Origin of the sequence: Vibrio algarum, from assembly GCF_028204155.1 — a bacterium.
Classification (GTDB): domain Bacteria; phylum Pseudomonadota; class Gammaproteobacteria; order Enterobacterales; family Vibrionaceae; genus Vibrio; species Vibrio algarum.
Map to the genome: position 1 here is coordinate 2,895,259 of NZ_JAQLOI010000001.1, position 18,851 is coordinate 2,914,109.

Annotated in this window: 18 protein-coding genes; 3 read left to right on the top strand and 15 right to left on the bottom strand. The window is 40.8% G+C overall.

Annotated elements, in window-relative coordinates; all coding sequences use genetic code 11:
- Window positions 1-79: 79 nt before the first annotated feature.
- The 13 genes from lpxA to rpsB form a co-directional block, all read right to left on the bottom strand.
- Window positions 80-868, bottom strand: coding sequence for an acyl-ACP--UDP-N-acetylglucosamine O-acyltransferase (gene lpxA, locus PGX00_RS13475; protein WP_272137246.1), 789 nt, complete (start codon window positions 866-868; stop codon window positions 80-82).
- Window positions 865-1,302: a 3-hydroxyacyl-ACP dehydratase FabZ gene (gene fabZ / locus PGX00_RS13480; RefSeq protein WP_272138074.1), complete on the bottom strand. Its 438-nt coding sequence runs from the start codon at window positions 1,300-1,302 to the stop codon at window positions 865-867. The genes lpxA and fabZ overlap by 4 nt, the downstream gene beginning before the upstream one ends.
- Before the next feature lie 119 nt (window positions 1,303-1,421).
- Window positions 1,422-2,441 carry a UDP-3-O-(3-hydroxymyristoyl)glucosamine N-acyltransferase gene (gene lpxD / locus PGX00_RS13485; RefSeq protein ID WP_272137247.1) on the bottom strand — a complete coding sequence of 340 codons (1,020 nt, stop codon included), beginning with the start codon at window positions 2,439-2,441 and terminating at the stop codon, window positions 1,422-1,424.
- A 4-nt stretch (window positions 2,442-2,445) separates the two neighbouring features.
- Window positions 2,446-2,955: an OmpH family outer membrane protein gene (locus PGX00_RS13490; protein WP_272137249.1), complete on the bottom strand. Its 510-nt coding sequence runs from the start codon at window positions 2,953-2,955 to the stop codon at window positions 2,446-2,448.
- A gap of 12 nt (window positions 2,956-2,967) precedes the next feature.
- Window positions 2,968-5,382 (bottom strand): outer membrane protein assembly factor BamA, encoded by a 2,415-nt coding sequence (gene bamA, locus PGX00_RS13495; RefSeq protein ID WP_272137251.1) that lies wholly within the window; start codon window positions 5,380-5,382, stop codon window positions 2,968-2,970.
- Between the two features lie 95 nt (window positions 5,383-5,477).
- Complete coding sequence (rseP, locus tag PGX00_RS13500) at window positions 5,478-6,836, bottom strand: sigma E protease regulator RseP (RefSeq protein WP_272137253.1); 1,359 nt, start codon at window positions 6,834-6,836, stop codon at window positions 5,478-5,480.
- Complete coding sequence (gene ispC / locus PGX00_RS13505; protein WP_272137254.1) at window positions 6,833-8,041, bottom strand: 1-deoxy-D-xylulose-5-phosphate reductoisomerase; 1,209 nt, start codon at window positions 8,039-8,041, stop codon at window positions 6,833-6,835. Before ispC ends, rseP begins: the two co-directional genes overlap by 4 nt.
- Window positions 8,042-8,113: 72 nt before the next feature.
- Complete coding sequence (locus tag PGX00_RS13510; RefSeq protein WP_272137256.1) at window positions 8,114-8,956, bottom strand: phosphatidate cytidylyltransferase; 843 nt, start codon at window positions 8,954-8,956, stop codon at window positions 8,114-8,116.
- Between the two features lie 16 nt (window positions 8,957-8,972).
- The gene (locus PGX00_RS13515) at window positions 8,973-9,722 is read right to left on the bottom strand and encodes an isoprenyl transferase (RefSeq protein ID WP_272137258.1); all 750 of its coding nucleotides are present in this window, start codon (window positions 9,720-9,722) and stop codon (window positions 8,973-8,975) included.
- Between the two features lie 95 nt (window positions 9,723-9,817).
- Window positions 9,818-10,375 (bottom strand): ribosome recycling factor, encoded by a 558-nt coding sequence (frr, locus tag PGX00_RS13520; protein ID WP_272137260.1) that lies wholly within the window; start codon window positions 10,373-10,375, stop codon window positions 9,818-9,820.
- 35 nt (window positions 10,376-10,410) lie between these two features.
- Entirely contained in the window at window positions 10,411-11,142 is a 732-nt protein-coding gene (gene pyrH, locus PGX00_RS13525; RefSeq protein WP_272137262.1) for a UMP kinase, read from the bottom strand.
- A 161-nt stretch (window positions 11,143-11,303) separates the two neighbouring features.
- On the bottom strand, window positions 11,304-12,149 hold the full coding sequence (tsf, locus tag PGX00_RS13530) for a translation elongation factor Ts (RefSeq protein ID WP_272137264.1): 846 nt from the start codon (window positions 12,147-12,149) through the stop codon (window positions 11,304-11,306).
- Between the two features lie 165 nt (window positions 12,150-12,314).
- Window positions 12,315-13,049, bottom strand: coding sequence for a 30S ribosomal protein S2 (gene rpsB / locus PGX00_RS13535; protein ID WP_272137266.1), 735 nt, complete (start codon window positions 13,047-13,049; stop codon window positions 12,315-12,317).
- Between the two features lie 380 nt (window positions 13,050-13,429).
- On the opposite strand from rpsB, the gene map reads away from it, so the two are divergent.
- From map to PGX00_RS13550, 3 genes are all read left to right on the top strand, one after another.
- Window positions 13,430-14,290: a type I methionyl aminopeptidase gene (map, locus tag PGX00_RS13540; protein ID WP_272137268.1), complete on the top strand. Its 861-nt coding sequence runs from the start codon at window positions 13,430-13,432 to the stop codon at window positions 14,288-14,290.
- A gap of 194 nt (window positions 14,291-14,484) precedes the next feature.
- Window positions 14,485-17,109 (top strand): bifunctional uridylyltransferase/uridylyl-removing protein GlnD, encoded by a 2,625-nt coding sequence (glnD, locus tag PGX00_RS13545; RefSeq protein ID WP_272137270.1) that lies wholly within the window; start codon window positions 14,485-14,487, stop codon window positions 17,107-17,109.
- Window positions 17,110-17,279: 170 nt separating this feature from the next.
- On the top strand, window positions 17,280-17,663 hold the full coding sequence (locus PGX00_RS13550; RefSeq protein WP_272137272.1) for a DUF3461 family protein: 384 nt from the start codon (window positions 17,280-17,282) through the stop codon (window positions 17,661-17,663).
- Window positions 17,664-17,763: 100 nt separating this feature from the next.
- Here PGX00_RS13550 and truC read toward each other — a convergent pair whose 3' ends face one another.
- Both truC and PGX00_RS13560 read right to left on the bottom strand, forming a co-directional pair.
- Window positions 17,764-18,501, bottom strand: a complete 738-nt coding sequence (truC, locus tag PGX00_RS13555) for a tRNA pseudouridine(65) synthase TruC (protein ID WP_407702362.1) — start codon at window positions 18,499-18,501, stop codon at window positions 17,764-17,766.
- Window positions 18,492-18,803 (bottom strand): YqcC family protein, encoded by a 312-nt coding sequence (locus PGX00_RS13560; RefSeq protein WP_272137276.1) that lies wholly within the window; start codon window positions 18,801-18,803, stop codon window positions 18,492-18,494. The genes truC and PGX00_RS13560 overlap by 10 nt, the downstream gene beginning before the upstream one ends.
- Window positions 18,804-18,851 lie beyond the last annotated feature (48 nt).

The window sequence follows — 18,851 nt, forward strand, 5'->3', positions numbered from 1 at the left end:
TTCCCTATAGCTGTACAGACAAAAAAGACCGTAACCAATGGTACGATCTTTTCAATTACTAACCATTCATTTTCAATAACTAACGAATAATGCCACGAGATGAGTTTTCTAAAAACTCTAGGAAAAGTTTAACTCCCGGAAACTCTTCTGCTTCTTTCGCAATCTCGATCTTGGCTTCTTCAACGGTATTACCGCTACGATATAATGCTTTATATGCACGACGTATTGCGTGAATCTCTTTTTTCTCAAAGCCACGCCTTTTAAGGCCTTCGATGTTGATCCCAAACGGAGCACAGTGATTACCTTGCGCCATTACATAAGGAGGCACGTCTTGAACAACAATAGAGCCACCACCAAGCATCGCATGATCGCCAATTTGACAGAATTGGTGAATAGCACACATACCACCAATAATTGCTTGCGTTCCAATGGTTACATGACCAGCAAGCGTAGCATTGTTAGCGAAGATACAGCGATCACCGACAATACAATCGTGAGCAATATGAGCGTTGATCATAAACAGGTTATCACTGCCAACCTTCGTTATACCATTGTCTTGGATAGTGCCACGATGCATCGTCACGCTTTCACGGATTGTATTGCGGTCTCCAATTTCGAGACGAGTATCTTCACCAGCAAATTTGAGATCTTGGCACTCTTCACCAATAGAGGCAAACTGAAAAATACGGTTGTCTTTTCCTATTGTCGTAGGACCTTTCACGACAACATGTGACAAAAGTTCAGTTCCTTCGCCAATTTCTACTTTGCTATCAACGGTGCAAAATGGACCAATTTTAACATTAGCACCAATGACTGCACCATCTTCTATAATTGCTGTTGGATGAATCTGAGCAGTTTCATGGATCATAATTCGAATTCTCTACGCGCACATTTAAGATCAGCTGAACAGACTACGGCACCATCTACTTTGGCAACGCCCGTAAATACCGCTATTCCTCTACGCTCTTTCAAAAACTCTACTTCTATAACAAGTTGATCACCAGGAACAACTGGTTTACGGAACTTAGCGTTATCAATACTAGCAAAGTAATATAGTTCGTTCTCTTTTGGCGCACCAAATGTTGCAAAGGCTAGCAAACCAGTTGCTTGAGCCATTGCTTCTAAAATAAGTACACCGGGGAAAATAGGCATTTGTGGAAAATGGCCAGTAAACTGAGGTTCATTTACTGTTACGTTTTTCAAACCAATAAGATATTTACCTTCTACATACTCAGTCACTCTATCGATCAATAAGAACGGATAACGATGTGGTAGTAGTTCCTGAATTTTTGTTATATCCATTGTTTTCTTTTCAGTAGTCAAAGCCATATTCCTATTAACAATTCAATTGGTTGAGATTATAAACGAAAAAGGTCCGCTATTTGCAGACCTTTTAAAAAATTAGTCGAGATAGATGGTGATTATGATTCCAACTTTTTCTCTACTTCTTTCAGTCTTTTGTTCATTTCATCTATACGATGGACACGAGCAGCCGTCTTTCGCCACTCTTTATTTGGTTGAAGTGGTATACCTGAAGAAAACATACCTTTTTCAGGTAGACTTCTCATCACCATACCCATACCAGTTATCGTTACTTGATCAGCAATTTGTATATGGCCATTAATAACGCTACCACCACCTATAATGCAGTACTTACCGATAGATGTGCTGCCAGCAACTATTGTACCACCTGCGATAGCCGTACCATATCCGATCTGAACATTGTGAGCGATTTGCAATTGGTTATCTAGAATAACGTTATCTTCGATAACGGTATCATCTAGTGCACCTCTATCAATAGTAGTACATGCGCCAATTTCTACTCGATTTCCTATCTTGACAGAGCCTACCTGAGGAATTTTGATCCATTCACCCTTGTCATTGGCATAACCAAAGCCATCAGAGCCAATGACTGTATTCGACTGAACAAGGCAAAACTCTCCGATTTGGACACTATGGTAAACTGATACATTGGCCCAAAGCTTACTCCCTTTGCCAATCACAGTATCTTTACCAATAAAGCAACCAGCACCGATAGATGAATCATCACCAAGAGTAACGCCAGACTCTATCGTAGCATTAGCTCCAATCGTAACCCCTTTACCTATTATTACATCGTCTGCAATCACCGCAGAAGCATGAATACTACTTGCTGGTGCAGGGGTTGAATCTAGAGCTTGAGCGACAAGTGCGTAGGCCAAATACGGATCAGGTACAACCAATACGTTAATGTTACAAAGCTCTAATTCGGACTCTTTCACCATAATCGCAGTCGCTTGGCATTCACCCAAATGTTTACGATATTTAGCATTAGAAAGAAAAGTTATCTGCCCTTCGCCTGATTTATCCATTGGTGCAACCGAAGTCACAACGGCATCGCTGTCACCATGTAATACACCACCAGTAATCGCTGCTAATTCAGCAAGAGTCACTCTAGACATAATATTATTTAAGCTCTGCTAGTACTTTTTCAGTTAGGTTTGATTCATCATTTGAGTAAAGAAGTATTTGGCTATCAATAACCATATCGTAACCTTCTTTCTTCGCTATCACTGCCGTCGCTTTTTGAATAACATCAATCATTTGCTGTCTTGATTTAATATCTAAAGACTGCGCTTTTGCCTGATAAGCTTCTTGCTTGATTTTACCTTCCGCATTGAGCTGGCTGATTTCGATCTTCAACTTCTGAACGCCTTCTTCACCAAGTAATGCGCCATTTCGTTCGATTTCTTGTCTCTTTGTTTCCATAGAAGCTTGAAGACGTTCTAGTTCAGCCCTGTCATCTTTTAATGCATCTTGAAGCTTTTTAACAATAGCTTCGCGCTGAGGGAATTTACTGATGATATAGCCACTGCTCACATAACCTACTTTCTGTGCTGCTTCTGCTGCATTAGCAAAAAAAGCAGAACTCGCAACAACAAGACTAAGACCAACAGTTCTAACTAACTTTTTCAAAATATTTTCCTTTTAGAAGGTTCTACCTATTGTGAAAGTGAAGAATTCTTCGTCATCACCTTCATATTTTTCAACTGGTTTTGCTACGGAGAATACAAGTGGTCCCATTGGGGACATCCATTGTAACGCTAAACCATAGGATGAGCGATAATTCGTCGGGTCTGAATAATCATAGTAATATTGGTCCCCATACGAAATATTATCCTCTAAATAATTAAACTCTGTATCCCACACACTCGCCATATCAAAAAAGACACTTGTCCGAACTTGGCTTTGCATCTCATCTGAAGCAAATGGGGTTGGAACAATCAATTCAATACTTGCGAGAGCAACGGCGTTACCACCAACGGAATCATCCGTCGCTGCATAATTAGGGTTGTTACCCACGCCCTCATCGTAGACAGCTTTTGGCCCTGCCGTGTTCGAGCCGAAACCACGAAGTGTTGTAAATCCGCCTGCATAATAGTTTTCATAAAACGGGAACAGGTTATCATTGCCATCATCTGATGTTCCGTATCCATTACCATAGCCGAGACGTCCTCGAAGTAAAAGAGTGAACTCATGCTTTTTGGTTAAAGGAAAATACTGGCGGACATCATATTGAGCTTTGAAGTACTGCACGTCTGAACCTGGCACGGTTGCTTTATATGATGCTCTTTGATGATTACCCGCCGTAGGGAAATATCCTCGGTTTAGATTATTACGCGTCCATGTCAGAGTAATATCAAAATCATCCACGTTCAATTCACCAGAACTACTAATATTCGCTTCCTGAGCTTTTAAAAACTGCTCAATCTGAACATAAGAATCTAGGTTAGAGATTGTATTGTGGGTATAACCGAGTCCAATTTCAAAAAAGTTAAGTTCATCGAAAGGGAAACCCCAAGTCAAACTGCCACCATAGCTTTCGTTGGTATAGTCAACGATTCCAGCTTCTGATGCTTCGAATTCGTTATAGAAAACTTTACCACCCATACTCACTCCATCGAGGTTCCAATATGGGTCTCGATATTCTAGGGTAACGTTTTTCTGATAGTCATTCGTCATCGCATTGATACCTACGCGATTACCAGTACCCGCAAAGTTATCTTGCTGCAAACCTACTTGGAAACTAATACCAGACTCAGTACCATAACCAACACCAAAGTTGATGCTTCCGGAGTTTGCTTCTTTTACTGAATAAACTAAATCCACTTGATCATCGGTACCAGGAACACGGACGGTTTGTACGTTTACCGTTTCGAAAAAGCCTAATCGATTTAATCGAGACTTACTGGTTTCTATCGCTTTAGAATTTAACCAACTGCCTTCCATTTGACGCATTTCGCGTCGCAAAACTTCATCTTTTGTCGAATTATTACCGGTAAAGCGAATATCTCTTACATAAATACGATTACCCGCTTCGACATTAATGGTTAGGTTTACCGTTTGGTTTTCATCATCAAATTCTGGCTGTGTAAAAACATTTGGATAAGCATAACCTGCCTCTCCCATGGTTTTTTTAACGTTTTCTTCAAGCCCAGTGACAAGAGCACCGTTATACAAATCACCATCTTCAAATGGTACCATTTTCTCAAATTCAGACTCTTTACCTATTAGCTCACCTTTAAATCTTACGTTTTCAATCGTGTAAGGCTTGCCTTCGTCTAAATTTAAAGTGATATATACGCCTTTCTTATCTGGCGAGATCGCTACTTGAGTAGCATCTACTTTAAACTTCAAATAACCTTGGTTTAGGTAAAAAGATTGTAATGCTTCTAAGTCAGCCGCCAACACTTGTTTTTGGTACTTGTCATCAGCAAGAAAGTTCCACCAAGATACATCCACATTCAAATCGAAGCGAGAGACTAACTCTTCATCTTCAAAAACCTCATTTCCGATAAAGTTAATCTGTTGAATTTTTGCAGAAACGCCTTCAGAAAACACAAACTTAAGATCGGCGCGGTTTCTTGGGAGTGGTGTAACAACGGCCTGAACGGTCGCATTATATTTACCAACACTGTAATAGAAGTCTTCTAACCCTTTTTCTATTTGACTCAAGGCTGTGCGATCGAGAGCTTCGCCAACCCTAACACCTGAAGCGTCTAAGTTTTGCTGTAGCTGTTCATCTTTAATGGCACTATTTCCAGAAAATGAAACATTGGCTACCGTAGGCCTTTCTTTCACTTGAACAACAAGCACATCTTCATCTCTAAGCACTTTGACATTCTCAAAGTTACCAGAGCTGTATAGCGCTTTTATGATATCGGACACATCTTGCTGGTCTATATTGTCGCCAACACGAACGGGAATTCGCAACAAGGCTGCACCGAGTGCTACGCGTTGTAACCCTTCTACTTTGATATCTTTTACAGTGAACTGCTCTGCGCTACTCACCGTTGAACTTGCGACTAGAAGAGTAGCGAGTAGTAATTGCTTAATTGCCATACCGGTTCTGACTATTCCTTGATACTTCTGATTGCTTTCTGCTTGTTTATATTCCTAAGAAAAACCCTAAGTCTTTAATCTTGAGCCTTTCTATGTCACAAACGCATAAAATCATTAAAAACAGCTATCGCCATAAGGGAGAAAATAATTGCCCCACCAACGCGAAAGCCCATTTCCTGTATTTTTTCTGGTACAGGTTTTCGTATAACAGCTTCAATAGCATAAAATAACAAATGGCCACCATCCAAAATAGGTAATGGCATCAAATTAATAATGCCTAAGTTCACACTTATAAGAGCTAAAAACCCTAGGAAGTAAACCAGACCATAATCCGCAGTTGCTCCAGCGCCTTTTGCAATAGAAATAGGACCGCTTAAGTTATTTAAACCTACATCACCTACAATAAGCTTCTTAAGCATGCTAAATGTGAGCACAATGACTTGCTCTGTTTTTTCAACCGCCTTACCAATAGACTCAAATACACCATACTGTAAATCAAATCTGTATTCTTCTGGCCAATCCGCTACTTTTGGCCCAATGCCGGCATAGCCTATAACCTGACCATTGGCCAACTCTTTACTTGCAGGTGTCAATTGCAATGACCTCGACACACCTTCGCGTTCGACGACTAACTCTAGCATCTGGTTAGGTGACGACATAATAGCATCGACTACTTCTTGCCACTCTTGAATAGCTATAGCGTTGATTGAAATTATCTTATCTCCAACTTCCACTCCAGCCGACTGCGCTGCACTAGCATCAGAAATATGAGCGACAGAGGTAAAAATCTCTGGTCGATAAGGTAAGAAGCCCAAAGTTTGCATCGCTGACTCGTTCTCAGGATCATAACTCCAGTTTCTTAAATCTAGTATTTTGGTCTCTTCTGTTCCATATCCATCTGCAGGGACAAGGGTGACAACCATCTGGTCATCACCGATATGAGAAATTATTCCCATATTGACCGATTCCCAGTCAAGAGTTTTGGTACCCGATATAGAAGTCAGCTCCATACCGGGCTCTATTCCTGCTTGGGCAACAATAGAATTAGGGGCTACCTCACCGATAACGGGCTTAACCGCAGGAACACCAATCAGAAAAACTAACCAGTATGCAAATATCGCGAATAAGAAATTAAACAACGGTCCCGCAGATACAATTGCGGTTCTTTGCCATAGTGGTTTACGGTCAAAAGCATACTGTTGCATCGATTCTGGTATATTATCTACCCGGCCATCGAGCATTTTCACATATCCGCCCAAAGGGATAGCCGATAAACTATACTCGGTGCCATCTGCACCCGTTTTTTTCCAGAGTGGTTTACCAAAACCGATGGAGAATTTTTCTACTTTTACTTCACACTTACGTGCAACCCAAAAGTGACCGAACTCATGTACAGCAACTAAAATGCCTAAGGCAATTATAAAGCTGCCAAAATTCCATAAAATGTCATTCATAGTGAACGTTCTCTAATCACTTCTCGAGCAAGATTGCGAGCCATTCTATCTAGCTCAAGCAAGCTTTCCAAGTTATCTGTAATCAGTTGCTGCGATTGTGAGCAAACCTTGGAAAGTACTCGTTCATTGACAACAGCAATATCGGTAAAGTTCAGTTGATTATTCAAAAATGCGCTGACTGCTATTTCGTTTGCTGCATTTATCGCCGTTGTCGCATGCTGTCCTTCATAACAAGCCTCTATAGCCAACTTCAAACAAGGATATCGAGCATAATCTGGTTCTAGAAACGTCAACTCACCAACTTTAGTAAAATCAAGCGGGGCAACGCCAGAAGATATTCTTTCAGGGTATGACATCGTTAACGCGATAGGAGTACACATATCTGGTTCTCCCATTTGAGCTAAAACAGACCCATCTCTGTATTGAACCATAGAGTGAATAACAGATTGAGGATGGATAATGACTTTTAACTGCTCGCGTTGGCAATTAAACAACCACTTTGCTTCAATGAACTCTAATCCTTTATTCATCATAGTAGCGGAATCAACAGAAATTTTTGGCCCCATGGACCAGTTTGGGTGTGCTATCGCCTGCTCTGGAGTAACTAATTGAAGTTTATCTACATCAGTATAACGAAATGGCCCACCAGAACCGGTCAATAAAATAGTATCAATCCCATACTTATCTAGATCACATCGGCCAACACTTTTTTGAACAAGCTCAGGCAAACACTGAAAAATAGCATTATGTTCGCTATCAACGGGTAGTAGTTCTGCACCATATTGTTCGACCGCTTCAATGAACAACCGCCCGGACATCACCAATGCTTCTTTGTTTGCGAGTAATATACGCTTTCCGGCCTTTACAGCGGCCATTGTGGGAACCAATCCAGCTGCGCCAACGATAGCCGCCATAACGCTATCTACTTCATCTAAAGAAGCAACGAAACTAAGTCCTTGCTCTCCGGCAACGACTTCAGTCGCTAGATTTAATGATTTGAGTTCTTTCTCTAATAAATGTGCAGCATTGTGATCTGACATTGCCGCAAATTTGGGCTTCCATTTAATACAGAGCGCCTTCATAGCTTCTACATTGGTACCTGCGCTAAGCGCTATAACAGAAAACTTTTCTGGGTTTTCAGAGATAACCTTAAGTGTACTGCTGCCAATTGAACCTGTGGCACCCAAAATCGTAATGTTTTGCATCAAAAAGAAACCGTTCTGAATAGAGTAGTAAGTAGATTACTCAAGAGGCCGTTAGAATACCTCTTAAGCAGACTAAATTGTGAAATAGAGCAGTGTAAACACAGGGAAAGCAGCAGTTAAGCTGTCAATTCGATCCAATACACCACCATGCCCCGGTATAATATTGCTGCTGTCTTTAATCCCAGAAACTCGTTTCAGCATACTTTCAACAAGATCACCGAGAACCGAAATAATTACCGTAACCAGTGTGATAATAACCATACTAGTAAAGCTTGAAAAATGAATATCAAAGAATGAAGCGGTTAGCCAACCTACAACTAGCGCAACAACAATACCACCGACAAGCCCTTCAATCGTTTTATTAGGACTGACATTTGGGGCCATTTTATGTTTACCAAATGCTTTACCCGCAAAATAAGCACCGCTATCTGCAGCCCACACAAGTAAACAAACGAACAATACCAGTTTAGAACCGTGGTAAGGTTCAATTTCGATATTCTGAGCCCGTAAAATAAGCAGACTCCAAAAGAAAGGCAAAATAGTCAACACGCCAAATAATTGGCGTAAAAATTTAGAGTCTTGCCAATAATTGGTCGACTTAGGAAAAGTAATCGCCAGAGCACTAGCAACCAACCACCAGATTGAAGCGACAACCAACAAGCTCACATGAGATAGAGTCAGTTGATTTAAGCTATCAACGTCAGAAGGCATTAACCAATAACTGATCGCCAAACAGGCTATCGTCGGGATCATTGCAAGGTAGCGGGATTTGCTACCGACAAACTGAGCCCATTCCCAAAATGCTAAGAGAGTAATACCCGTGACAACCAATAAAAAAAGAGGTAAAGGAAGTTCAAAAATAGCCAACACTGCTAAAGGGGCAAGTATTAACGCTGTAATTATTCGTTGTTTCAAATGCGTTACCTTAAATTTATTCCATTAAAGCTTTTATCTGTTCGCCAGTACAACCGAACCTTCTTTCTCGACTGACAAACCAAGAGACAGCGTCCACTAATCTATCTTCATCAAAATCTGGCCAAAAAACGTCGGTAAAATACATTTCAGCGTAAGCTAGTTGCCAAAGCATAAAATTACTAATCCTACACTCGCCACTGGTTCGAATAAGCAAGTCGACTGCTGGTAAATCAGACATAGTCAGTTCAGATGCAAATAGCTCTTCAGTAATATCACTGGGCTGCAACGCGCCCTCTTGAACCTTCGACGCTATTGATTTTGCAGCTTCTGTTATATCCCACTTACCACCATAGTTGGCGGCTATATTCACAACCATACCAGTATTTCCAGCCGTTAGCGTTTCCGCTTCCGCTATTTTTGTCTGTAAATTAGCATTAAACTGGCTAACGTTACCAATTACACGCAATTGCAGGTTGTTCTTATGCAGTTTTTTAACTTCTCTCGTCAAAGCCGAAATGAAAAGATCCATAAGTAGGTTCACTTCTTCTTCCGGTCTACGCCAGTTTTCACTGCTAAAAGCGAACATAGTAATAGCTTTAACACCTAACTTTGCTGCACCTTTTATTGTTTTCCTTACGGCTTTAGCACCGGCTCTATGACCAAAAACTCGAGGCTTACCTCGTTCTTTTGCCCAACGGCCATTGCCGTCCATAATAACGGCGATGTGTTTTGGTAAATGAGATGAGGAAACTTGAATATCAGGCATAATTATAATTTGATGAGTGTTGTAGGTTCAAAATAATAGCATAAAAAAACGCTGGGCTGCAAGCACAGCGTTTTAGCCACTCAAGGAAGTAAAAATTATACTTCCATTAAATCTTTTTCTTTTGCTGCAAGAACATCATCAACGTTCTTCACCGCGGCATCAGTCAATTTTTGAATATCGTCTTGCGCTTTACGATCTTCATCTTCTGAAATATCTTTATCTTTTAACAAACCCTTTAAATCACCGTTAGCATCACGACGAATATTACGGATTGCAACTCGCCCACCTTCGGCTTCTGCACGAACAATCTTAACTAGATCGCGACGACGCTCTTCCGTTAATGGTGGAAGTGGAACGCGGATAACGGTACCTGCAGACATAGGGTTCAATCCAAGGTCAGACTTCATAATTGCTTTTTCAATTAATGGTGTCAATTCCTTATCAAACACTGTAATAGCCAAAGTACGTGCATCTTCCGCAACAACGTTAGCAACTTGATTCAATGGTGTTGGTGCACCATAGTACTCAACAGAAATACCAGAAAGTATGCTCGGGTGTGCACGGCCAGTACGTACTTTACTAAGGGTGTTTTTTAGCGCTTCAACACTTTTTTCCATGCGCTCTTGCGCGTCTTTTTTGATTTCGTTAATCACGTTTTCACCTTAAACTTTTAACTAATTTGAATGAATTATTCAGCGTTACTAATTAGAGTGCCTTCTTCTTCACCCATCACCACGCGACGAAGCGCGCCTGGTTTATTCATATTAAACACGCGGATTGGCATTTTATGATCACGTGCCAATGTAAATGCCGCAAGATCCATTACTTTCAATTCTTTTTCAAGAACTGCACTGTAAGAAAGCTTATCATACAGTTCCGCATCTGGGTTTGCTACTGGGTCTGCTGTAAATACGCCATCAACTTTCGTCGCTTTTAAAACCACGTCGGCTTCTATCTCTATTCCGCGTAAACATGCAGCTGAATCTGTAGTAAAAAATGGGTTACCTGTACCTGCTGAGAAAATAACAACTCTACCTTGGCGTAATTGAGCAATAGCGTCAGCCCAATTGTAATCATCACATACGCCTTTAAGAGGAATAGCCGACATTACACGAGCATCAACATATGCACGGTGCAACGCATCGCGCATTGCTAGGCCGTTCATTACTGTCGCTAACATTCCCATGTGGTCACCAACAACGCGATTCATACCAGCTTCAGCAAGCCCAGCGCCGCGGAATAAATTACCGCCACCGATAACTAAACCGACTTGAACACCCAACTCGACTAATTCTTTCACCTCTTGAGCCATACGTTCAAGAATTGTAGGGTCAATGCCAAAGCCTTCTTCGCCTTGAAGTGCTTCACCGCTAAGTTTTAATAGAATACGTTGATATGCTGGTTTTGGGTTTGTTGTCATGGAGTTTACCTTCCAATATAAAGTTATTGATTAACTGTCATGAATTAGCGCTTTAAACACGCTATATTTCAAACTCTAATTCATCACAGCTAAATTTTTCTATATTCATAAAAAGACCGTAGCCAAGGCCACGGTCTTTTTCAATGCGACTACATCAGGGATTACCCTTTTTGTACCGCAGCAACTTCGTCAGCAAAGCTCATTTCTTGAGCTTTCTCGATGCCTTCACCAACTTCTAAACGTACAAAGTTAGAAACTGAAGCACCTTTTTCTTTCAGCATATCACCTACAGTTTTCTTAGGTTCCATGATGAATGCTTGACCAGTTAGAGAGATTTCGCCAGTGAATTTCTTCATACGGCCGACAACCATTTTCTCAGCGATTGCTTCTGGTTTGCCTTCATTCATTGCGATTTCAACTTGAACCGCTTTCTCTTTTTCAACTACGTCAGCTGGTACGTCTTCAGGGTTAACAAACTCTGGCTTAGAAGCAGCAACGTGCATTGCAACGTGCTTAAGAGTCTCTTCTTCTGCAGAACCTGCAACAACAACACCGATGCGCTCACCGTGACGGTAAGAAGCTAGTTGAGCACCTTCAATGTACTCTACACGACGGATACTGATGTTCTCACCAATTTTAGCAACAAGAGCGATACGAGCATCTTCAAACTTAGCTTGAAGAGCAGCAGCGTCTAATTTTTCAGCTACAGCAGCATCAGCAACTTCGTTAGCAAATGCTAGGAAGTTGCCATCTTTTGCTACAAAGTCAGTTTGACAGTTAACTTCTAGAAGTGCCGCAACACCATCAGCTTGTTTGATGATGATAGTACCTTCAGCAGCAACATTACCGGCTTTTTTAGCCGCTTTTGCTGCGCCACTTTTACGCATGTTTTCGATCGCTAGTTCAATATCAGCGTTCGCTTCAACAAGCGCTTTTTTACATTCCATCATGCCAGCGCCAGTGCGCTCGCGAAGTTCTTTAACTAGAGCAGCAGTTACAGTTGCCATTCTCTATTCCTCAGTCTATTCAGGATAAGATACAAATCAGGGGCCTAAATTATTGGCCCCTGATGCTAACTATAACTTAGTTAATGTTTAAAGCGTGTTTCAGAAATAAAATTCCTTTAAAACCCCAGCTTTACAAAAACTAAGTTTAACGTCAGAAGTCCGCTATTATTCAGCTTCTTCTACGAAACCGTCTTTTTCAGCCGCAGCTACAACAGCGTCTTGGTTACGACCTTCTTTCACAGCGTCAGCAGCAGCGTTTAGATAAAGCTGTACAGCGCGGATTGCGTCGTCGTTACCAGGAATGATGTAATCAATACCGTCTGGGTCAGAGTTAGTATCAACAACAGCGTATACTGGGATACCAAGGTTGTTAGCTTCTTTAACTGCAATGTGCTCGTGATCAGCATCGATTACGAATAATGCGTCAGGTAGGCCGCCCATGTCTTTGATACCACCAAGAGATTTCTCTAGCTTCTCCATTTCACGAGTACGCATTAGAGCTTCTTTCTTAGTTAGTTTCTCAAAAGTACCGTCTTGAGCTTGAGCTTCAAGTTCTTTAAGGCGCTTGATAGACTGACGAACAGTTTTGTAGTTTGTTAGCATGCCGCCTAACCAGCGGTTGTTAACATAGTATTGGTTGCTGTTGATAGCAGCTTCTTTAACAGCTTCAGATGCAGCGCGTTTTGTACCAACAAAAAGAACCTTACCTTTTTTCTCGCCAACTTTAGCAATTTCAGCTAGAGCTTCGTTAAACATAGGTACAGTTTTTTCTAAGTTGATGATATGAACTTTGTTACGAGCGCCAAAGATGAATGGTTTCATTTTTGGGTTCCAGTAACGAGTTTGGTGACCGAAGTGAACACCAGCTTTAAGCATATCGCGCATTGATACAGTTGCCATTTTAAATTCCTCTTACGGGGTTAGGCCTCCACATACCCCATGCATCCGACTTATAATTGTTAGCCTGAAAGTAGACAACAACAAAGCACCCCGGAACATGTGTCGGTACGTGTGTGATTTAAAGATAAAAGTTAATGGAGTAAAAACAGCTTCGCTGACATACAGAATGTCAAAGAGAACAGTTCCCGACTCCGGCGCGCTTTATACCACAAATCGACGTTATAAATCCAGATAATTTGCCTCATATAGACGGATTTCTACCAAGTCGTTAATGTTCGACCGAGTTAAATGATAACGGAATTCAATTGCACTTAGCCTACTCACTGGTAGAATACGTCGAATAAGTACCCAGCTACTATCAAAAGAATTAGAGAAAACAGATGACAATTAAGATAAAAACCGCTGAAGAAATCGAAAAAATGAGACTTGCAGGGAAATTAGCTGCTGAAGTTTTAGAAATGATTGAGCCCTTTGTTAAGCCCGGCGTGACAACAGAAGAGCTCGATCAAATCTGTTATAAGTTCATTATTGATAATGGGGCCTACCCTGCACCACTTGATTATCATGGATTTCCTAAATCTATCTGTACGTCAGTAAACCATATTGTCTGTCACGGCATACCAGCAACAGAAGATGCTTTGGGTACTTCTGGTAAGTCCAAGCCGGGTATATTAAAAGATGGTGATATCGTTAATATCGATATCACGGTTATCATTCCAAATGATAAAAATGCATCATTAGAAACACGTCCGAAAGGATACCATGGTGACACATCAAAGATGTTCCTTGTCGGTAATGTCGATCCTGCTGACAAACGTTTATGTATGGTTGCTCAAGAGTCTCTATATACCGCGATTCGTAAAGTAAAACCTGGAATTACGGTCGGTGATATTGGCACGACAATTCAGAAGTATATCAAAGGCGTATCTCCTCGATTTTCTATTGTCAAAGATTTCTGTGGACATGGTATTGGCGATGAATTTCACGAAGAGCCTCAAGTAGTACACTATAAGAATAACGACCGTCGTATTCTTAAGCCTGGCATGATTTTTACTATTGAACCAATGATAAACGCAGGTAAATTTGGCTGTAGCGTCGACTCTGAAGACGACTGGACCGTTTATACCGGAGACGGTAAAAACTCAGCACAATGGGAACACACCATATTAGTAACAGAGAAAGGATGTGAAATCTTAACTCTCCGTACTGAAGAGAACCTCTCTAGAGTTTTGGTTAACTAATAATTCGAGTTAGCCATAAATATTGCCGCAGAAAACCTCGTTATTCACGAGGTTTTTTATTCCCAAACAACGACGCATTAAAAAGTATAATTCTATTACAATAAGGTGCTCTATTTCCTTTAGACAGACTTTCCAACACCATTATCTACTGGTACATTGGTCGGCATATTAGTTTCAAAAACGGACGGCAAGGAATGCCCTACATATCTCCTCTAAAATTTGAAGATTCCCAAATCAATCCTACTGACATTAAGAATCAACTCGACAAACTCAGCAATGATCAAAATGAACAGTTTTTAAATCACCATCCAGTCACTGATCTCGTCTTCGCTCGCTCAGAATATATGGATCAATTGCTACAAAGGCTGTGGCGTTTTTTTGGGTTTTCAGACGTTGAAAATCTTTGTTTAATCGCGGTAGGAGGCTATGGTAGGAGTGAGTTACACCCCTTGTCCGATATCGATATTCTTATTCTTTCTGAGAAAACGTTACCCAAACATCTAGGTTCTAAAATCAGTGAATTTATCACTTTACTATGGGATTTACGCTTAGAAGTGGGCCACGCTGTTAGAACAATAAAAGAGTGTTCAGAAGTTGGCAGTAACGATCTGACGGTGGCAACAAACTTACAAGAGGCTCGTCTTCTTTGTGGCAGTGAAGACTCATTCGTAAAGCTAAAATTACTCGTTTTGTCAGAAAGCTTTTGGCCTAGTGTCGATTTCTGTCAACAAAAAATATCCGAGCAGAAAGAAAGGCACGCCCGTTACCATGATACGACTTATAACCTTGAACCCGATATTAAATCTAGCCCTGGAGGCTTACGGGATATCCATACGCTTAGTTGGATTGCAAGACGACATTTTGGAGCCACATCTTTACTAGAAATGAGTAAATACGGTTTTCTCACCGATGCGGAGTATCGAGAATTAGTTGAATGCCAAGACTATCTTTGGCGTATTCGCTTTGCTCTCCATATGGAGCTAAAACGCTACGACAATCGACTAACATTTGCTCATCAAGCTCAGGTTGCAGAGCACTTAGGCTTTACCGGGGAATACAATGTCCCTGTTGAGATGATGATGAAGGAATTTTATAGAACCTTAAGGCGTGTAGCTGAATTGAACAAAATGCTAATTAAGCTTTTTGAACAGGCAATCATCAACGATGGAGAGGAACTAAAAGCAGAAGAACTTGATGACGATTTTCAGCGAAGAGGCGCACTTATCGAGGCTAAAAAACCCGCTCTATTTCAAGCGAGACCAGAAACTATATTAGATATGTTTATCCATATAGCCAATGACTCAAGTATTGATAGCGTCGCACCAGCAACTCTTCGTCAATTGAGAACAGCAAGACGTCGCCTTAATAAATTTCTTCATACAATACCCGAAGCGAGAGAAAAATTCCTCGCATTGTGCAGGCATCCAAATTCGCTGTATCGAGCATTTCCGTTGATGCATAAACTGGGTGTTATCTCTGCTTATATTCCTCAATGGAGTCAAATAGTCGGCCAGATGCAGTTTGACCTGTTTCACGTTTACACGGTAGATGAACACAGCATGAGGCTGCTAAAAAACATCCACTCTTTCAGCCATATAGAAAATCACAATAAGCACCCAATTTGTTGCGAAGTCTATCCAAAAATGCAGAAAAAAGAACTGTTGATCATCGCTGCGATTTTTCATGACATAGGCAAAGGACGTGGTGGAGACCATTCTGAAATCGGTGCGGTTGAAGCCTATGCCTTTTGTATGGAACACGGTTTATCAAAACCTGAAGCCAAGCTTGTCTCTTGGCTGGTAAAAAACCATTTATTAATGTCTGTTACCGCGCAACGTCGAGATATATATGATCCTGACGTCATCGCTGAGTTCGCTAAACAAGTACGTGACGAAGAGTATTTAGATTACCTCGTGTGTTTGACCGTTTCCGATATTTGCGCGACGAATCCAGAACTATGGAATAGTTGGAAGCGAACCCTGTTGGGCGAACTTTACCACTCCACGCAACGGGCACTTCGCAGGGGGCTAGAAAACCCTGTCGATATCCGCGATCGAATTCGCCACAATCAACAAATGTCGTCCGCGCTGCTAAGAAAAGAAGGGTTTCCAGCTAGAGAGATCGAACTGCTATGGCAGAGATTTAAAGCAGATTATTTCTTAAGGCATACACATAAACAGATTGCATGGCATTGCACCCATTTATTACGACATAATGATATGGAACAACCACTTATACTCGTAAGTAAGAAAGCAACACGCGGTGGCACTGAAATATTTATTTATTCAAAAGATCAACCAGCACTGTTTGCTAATGTGGTCGCAGAGATAGATAGACGAAATCTCAATGTCCATGATGCGCAAGTTATGAGCAGCAAAGATGGCTTCGTACTAGATACATTTATGGTGCTGGACCAAAATGGCGATCCAATTGAAGAACAATATCACGACACTATCATAACCAGCTTGACCCAATTACTCGCAGACACGAGTCAGAAAAAAGTTCGGGTAAGACGTGCTCCAAGGCAGCTCAAACATTTCAACGTCAAAACTCAGGTTGATTTTATACCAACTAAAACAGGAAAACGGACATTAATGGAATTCGTTGCGCTGGATATCCCTGGTCTTCTTGCTACAGTTGGTGAATCATTCGCTAGTTTAGATATTCATCTGCATGGAGCAAAGATCACTACTTTTGGTGAGCGTGCAGAGGATTTATTTATTATTACCTCTTCTGCTGGTCAATCCCTATCTGAAGACGAGCAAGAAAAATTAAGAACTATGCTAGTGAATAATGTTTCAGAACTCGCAGAAAATTAGCATATAATTCTAGGACGAGAAAGCAGATCGCGATCTCGTCCACAACTCTTTTCTGCTCGACAAAAATCATCTTTCTACTAAGCTTTTACACTGCTAAAGTTATATTAATTAATTCAGTTAATTAATTATCACACACACTATATTTGACACAATTATTCAAGAGGTAAACTATGTATCCAAACCTTACTGGTTTAGGGATTCATGATCCTAAGCAAATAGAGCGCTACTCACTACGCCAAGAAGCTCACAAGGATGTGTTAAAAATTTATTTTCATAAGCAGAAAGGAGAACTGTTTGCGAAAAGTGTGAAATTTAAATACCCAAGACAGATAAAGAATGTTTTGGTTGATGGTGGAACCCATCAGTATCGAGAAGTGACAGAGATAAACCGAAATCTCACGCTTGTTATTGATGAACTCAACACAATTACGCGTCCAGCAAAACGAAAAGAAACCGATCTAAAAGAAAAAATCCTATTAGATCTTCGTCATTTAGAGAAGGTGGTTTCTAGCAAAATTCATGAAATAGAAGCTGATTTGGAAAAACTTAAGTAATTTTTTCTTAAAACAAAAAAGCCAAATTTTTGAATTTATCCCCAATAATTAAATAGCTTATTATTGGGGATTTTTTATATCCGAATCGTTAGAGTGAACGCTATTTAGCTAACGCATCTTCCCAATCAAACACTTCAATTAACCTTTGCCAGCATTCATCGAAGCTCGCCTTTATACAGAGTATTTCGTCAGTAAAAGGATGGATAAACTCTAGTTCTGTGGCGTGCAGTAGTAATCGATGCGCCTGATAACTCTCGCGAAAAAGCCGATTATGTTTACCATCACCATGAGAAGTATCGCCGACGATAGGATGCCTAAGGTGAGCCATGTGACGACGTAATTGATGCTTTCGCCCCGTGTGAGGTTTCATTTCAACAAAACAGTATCGACTGGTTGGGAATCGGCCTGTTGAATATGGCACCTCAACTTTAGCTAATGGCTTATATTCAGTGACCGCTTCTTGCGGTTCTTTATCTGCTTTTGCAAATTTATCCGCTATCTTATCCAACTCTTCTTTTAGGGGATAATCTAATGTATCACCCTCTTCAATCCAGCCCCGAACAATGGCATGGTAAGTTTTTTTCATCTCATGGTTAGCAAACATAGGCATCATTTTTGATGCTATTTCACTGGACAAAGCGAACACAAGTACACCCGACGTAGGTCTATCTAAACGGTGTAAAGGAAACACATGCTGACCAATTTGATCGCGTAATGTTTGCATTACAAATTGAGTTTCATGCTTGTCTAACCATGAACGATGAACAAGCATTCCTGCTGGTTTATTCACTGCGACGATGTAATCATCCTGAAAAAGAATCTCTAACATTATCGGCACTCCTCATCAATCTGATGCAACAACGCAATTAATTCTAATTTTACGCTGTCGGTTTTCCATACTTCTTCAAAATATGGCGAAATAGAAAAACCACTCGGTACCAGCTGACTCTCTAACATTTCTCGCATCTTTGGAATGAATATCCATTGCAACCATTGCTCTGGCTCTAAGGTGTCTAGGGCAAAAGGTTCTTTACTCAACAAAGCACTTTTTTCAGGTTGCTCATTACCCCAAAGAGATAATCTTCGTAAGCATGTTTCGGTTTCTAATAAGAGCGTAAATAGAGGAAGATCGTTAGTCATAAGAATATTGCGTACTGCCACCTTGAAATTTTCGCTAAGAGTACCATT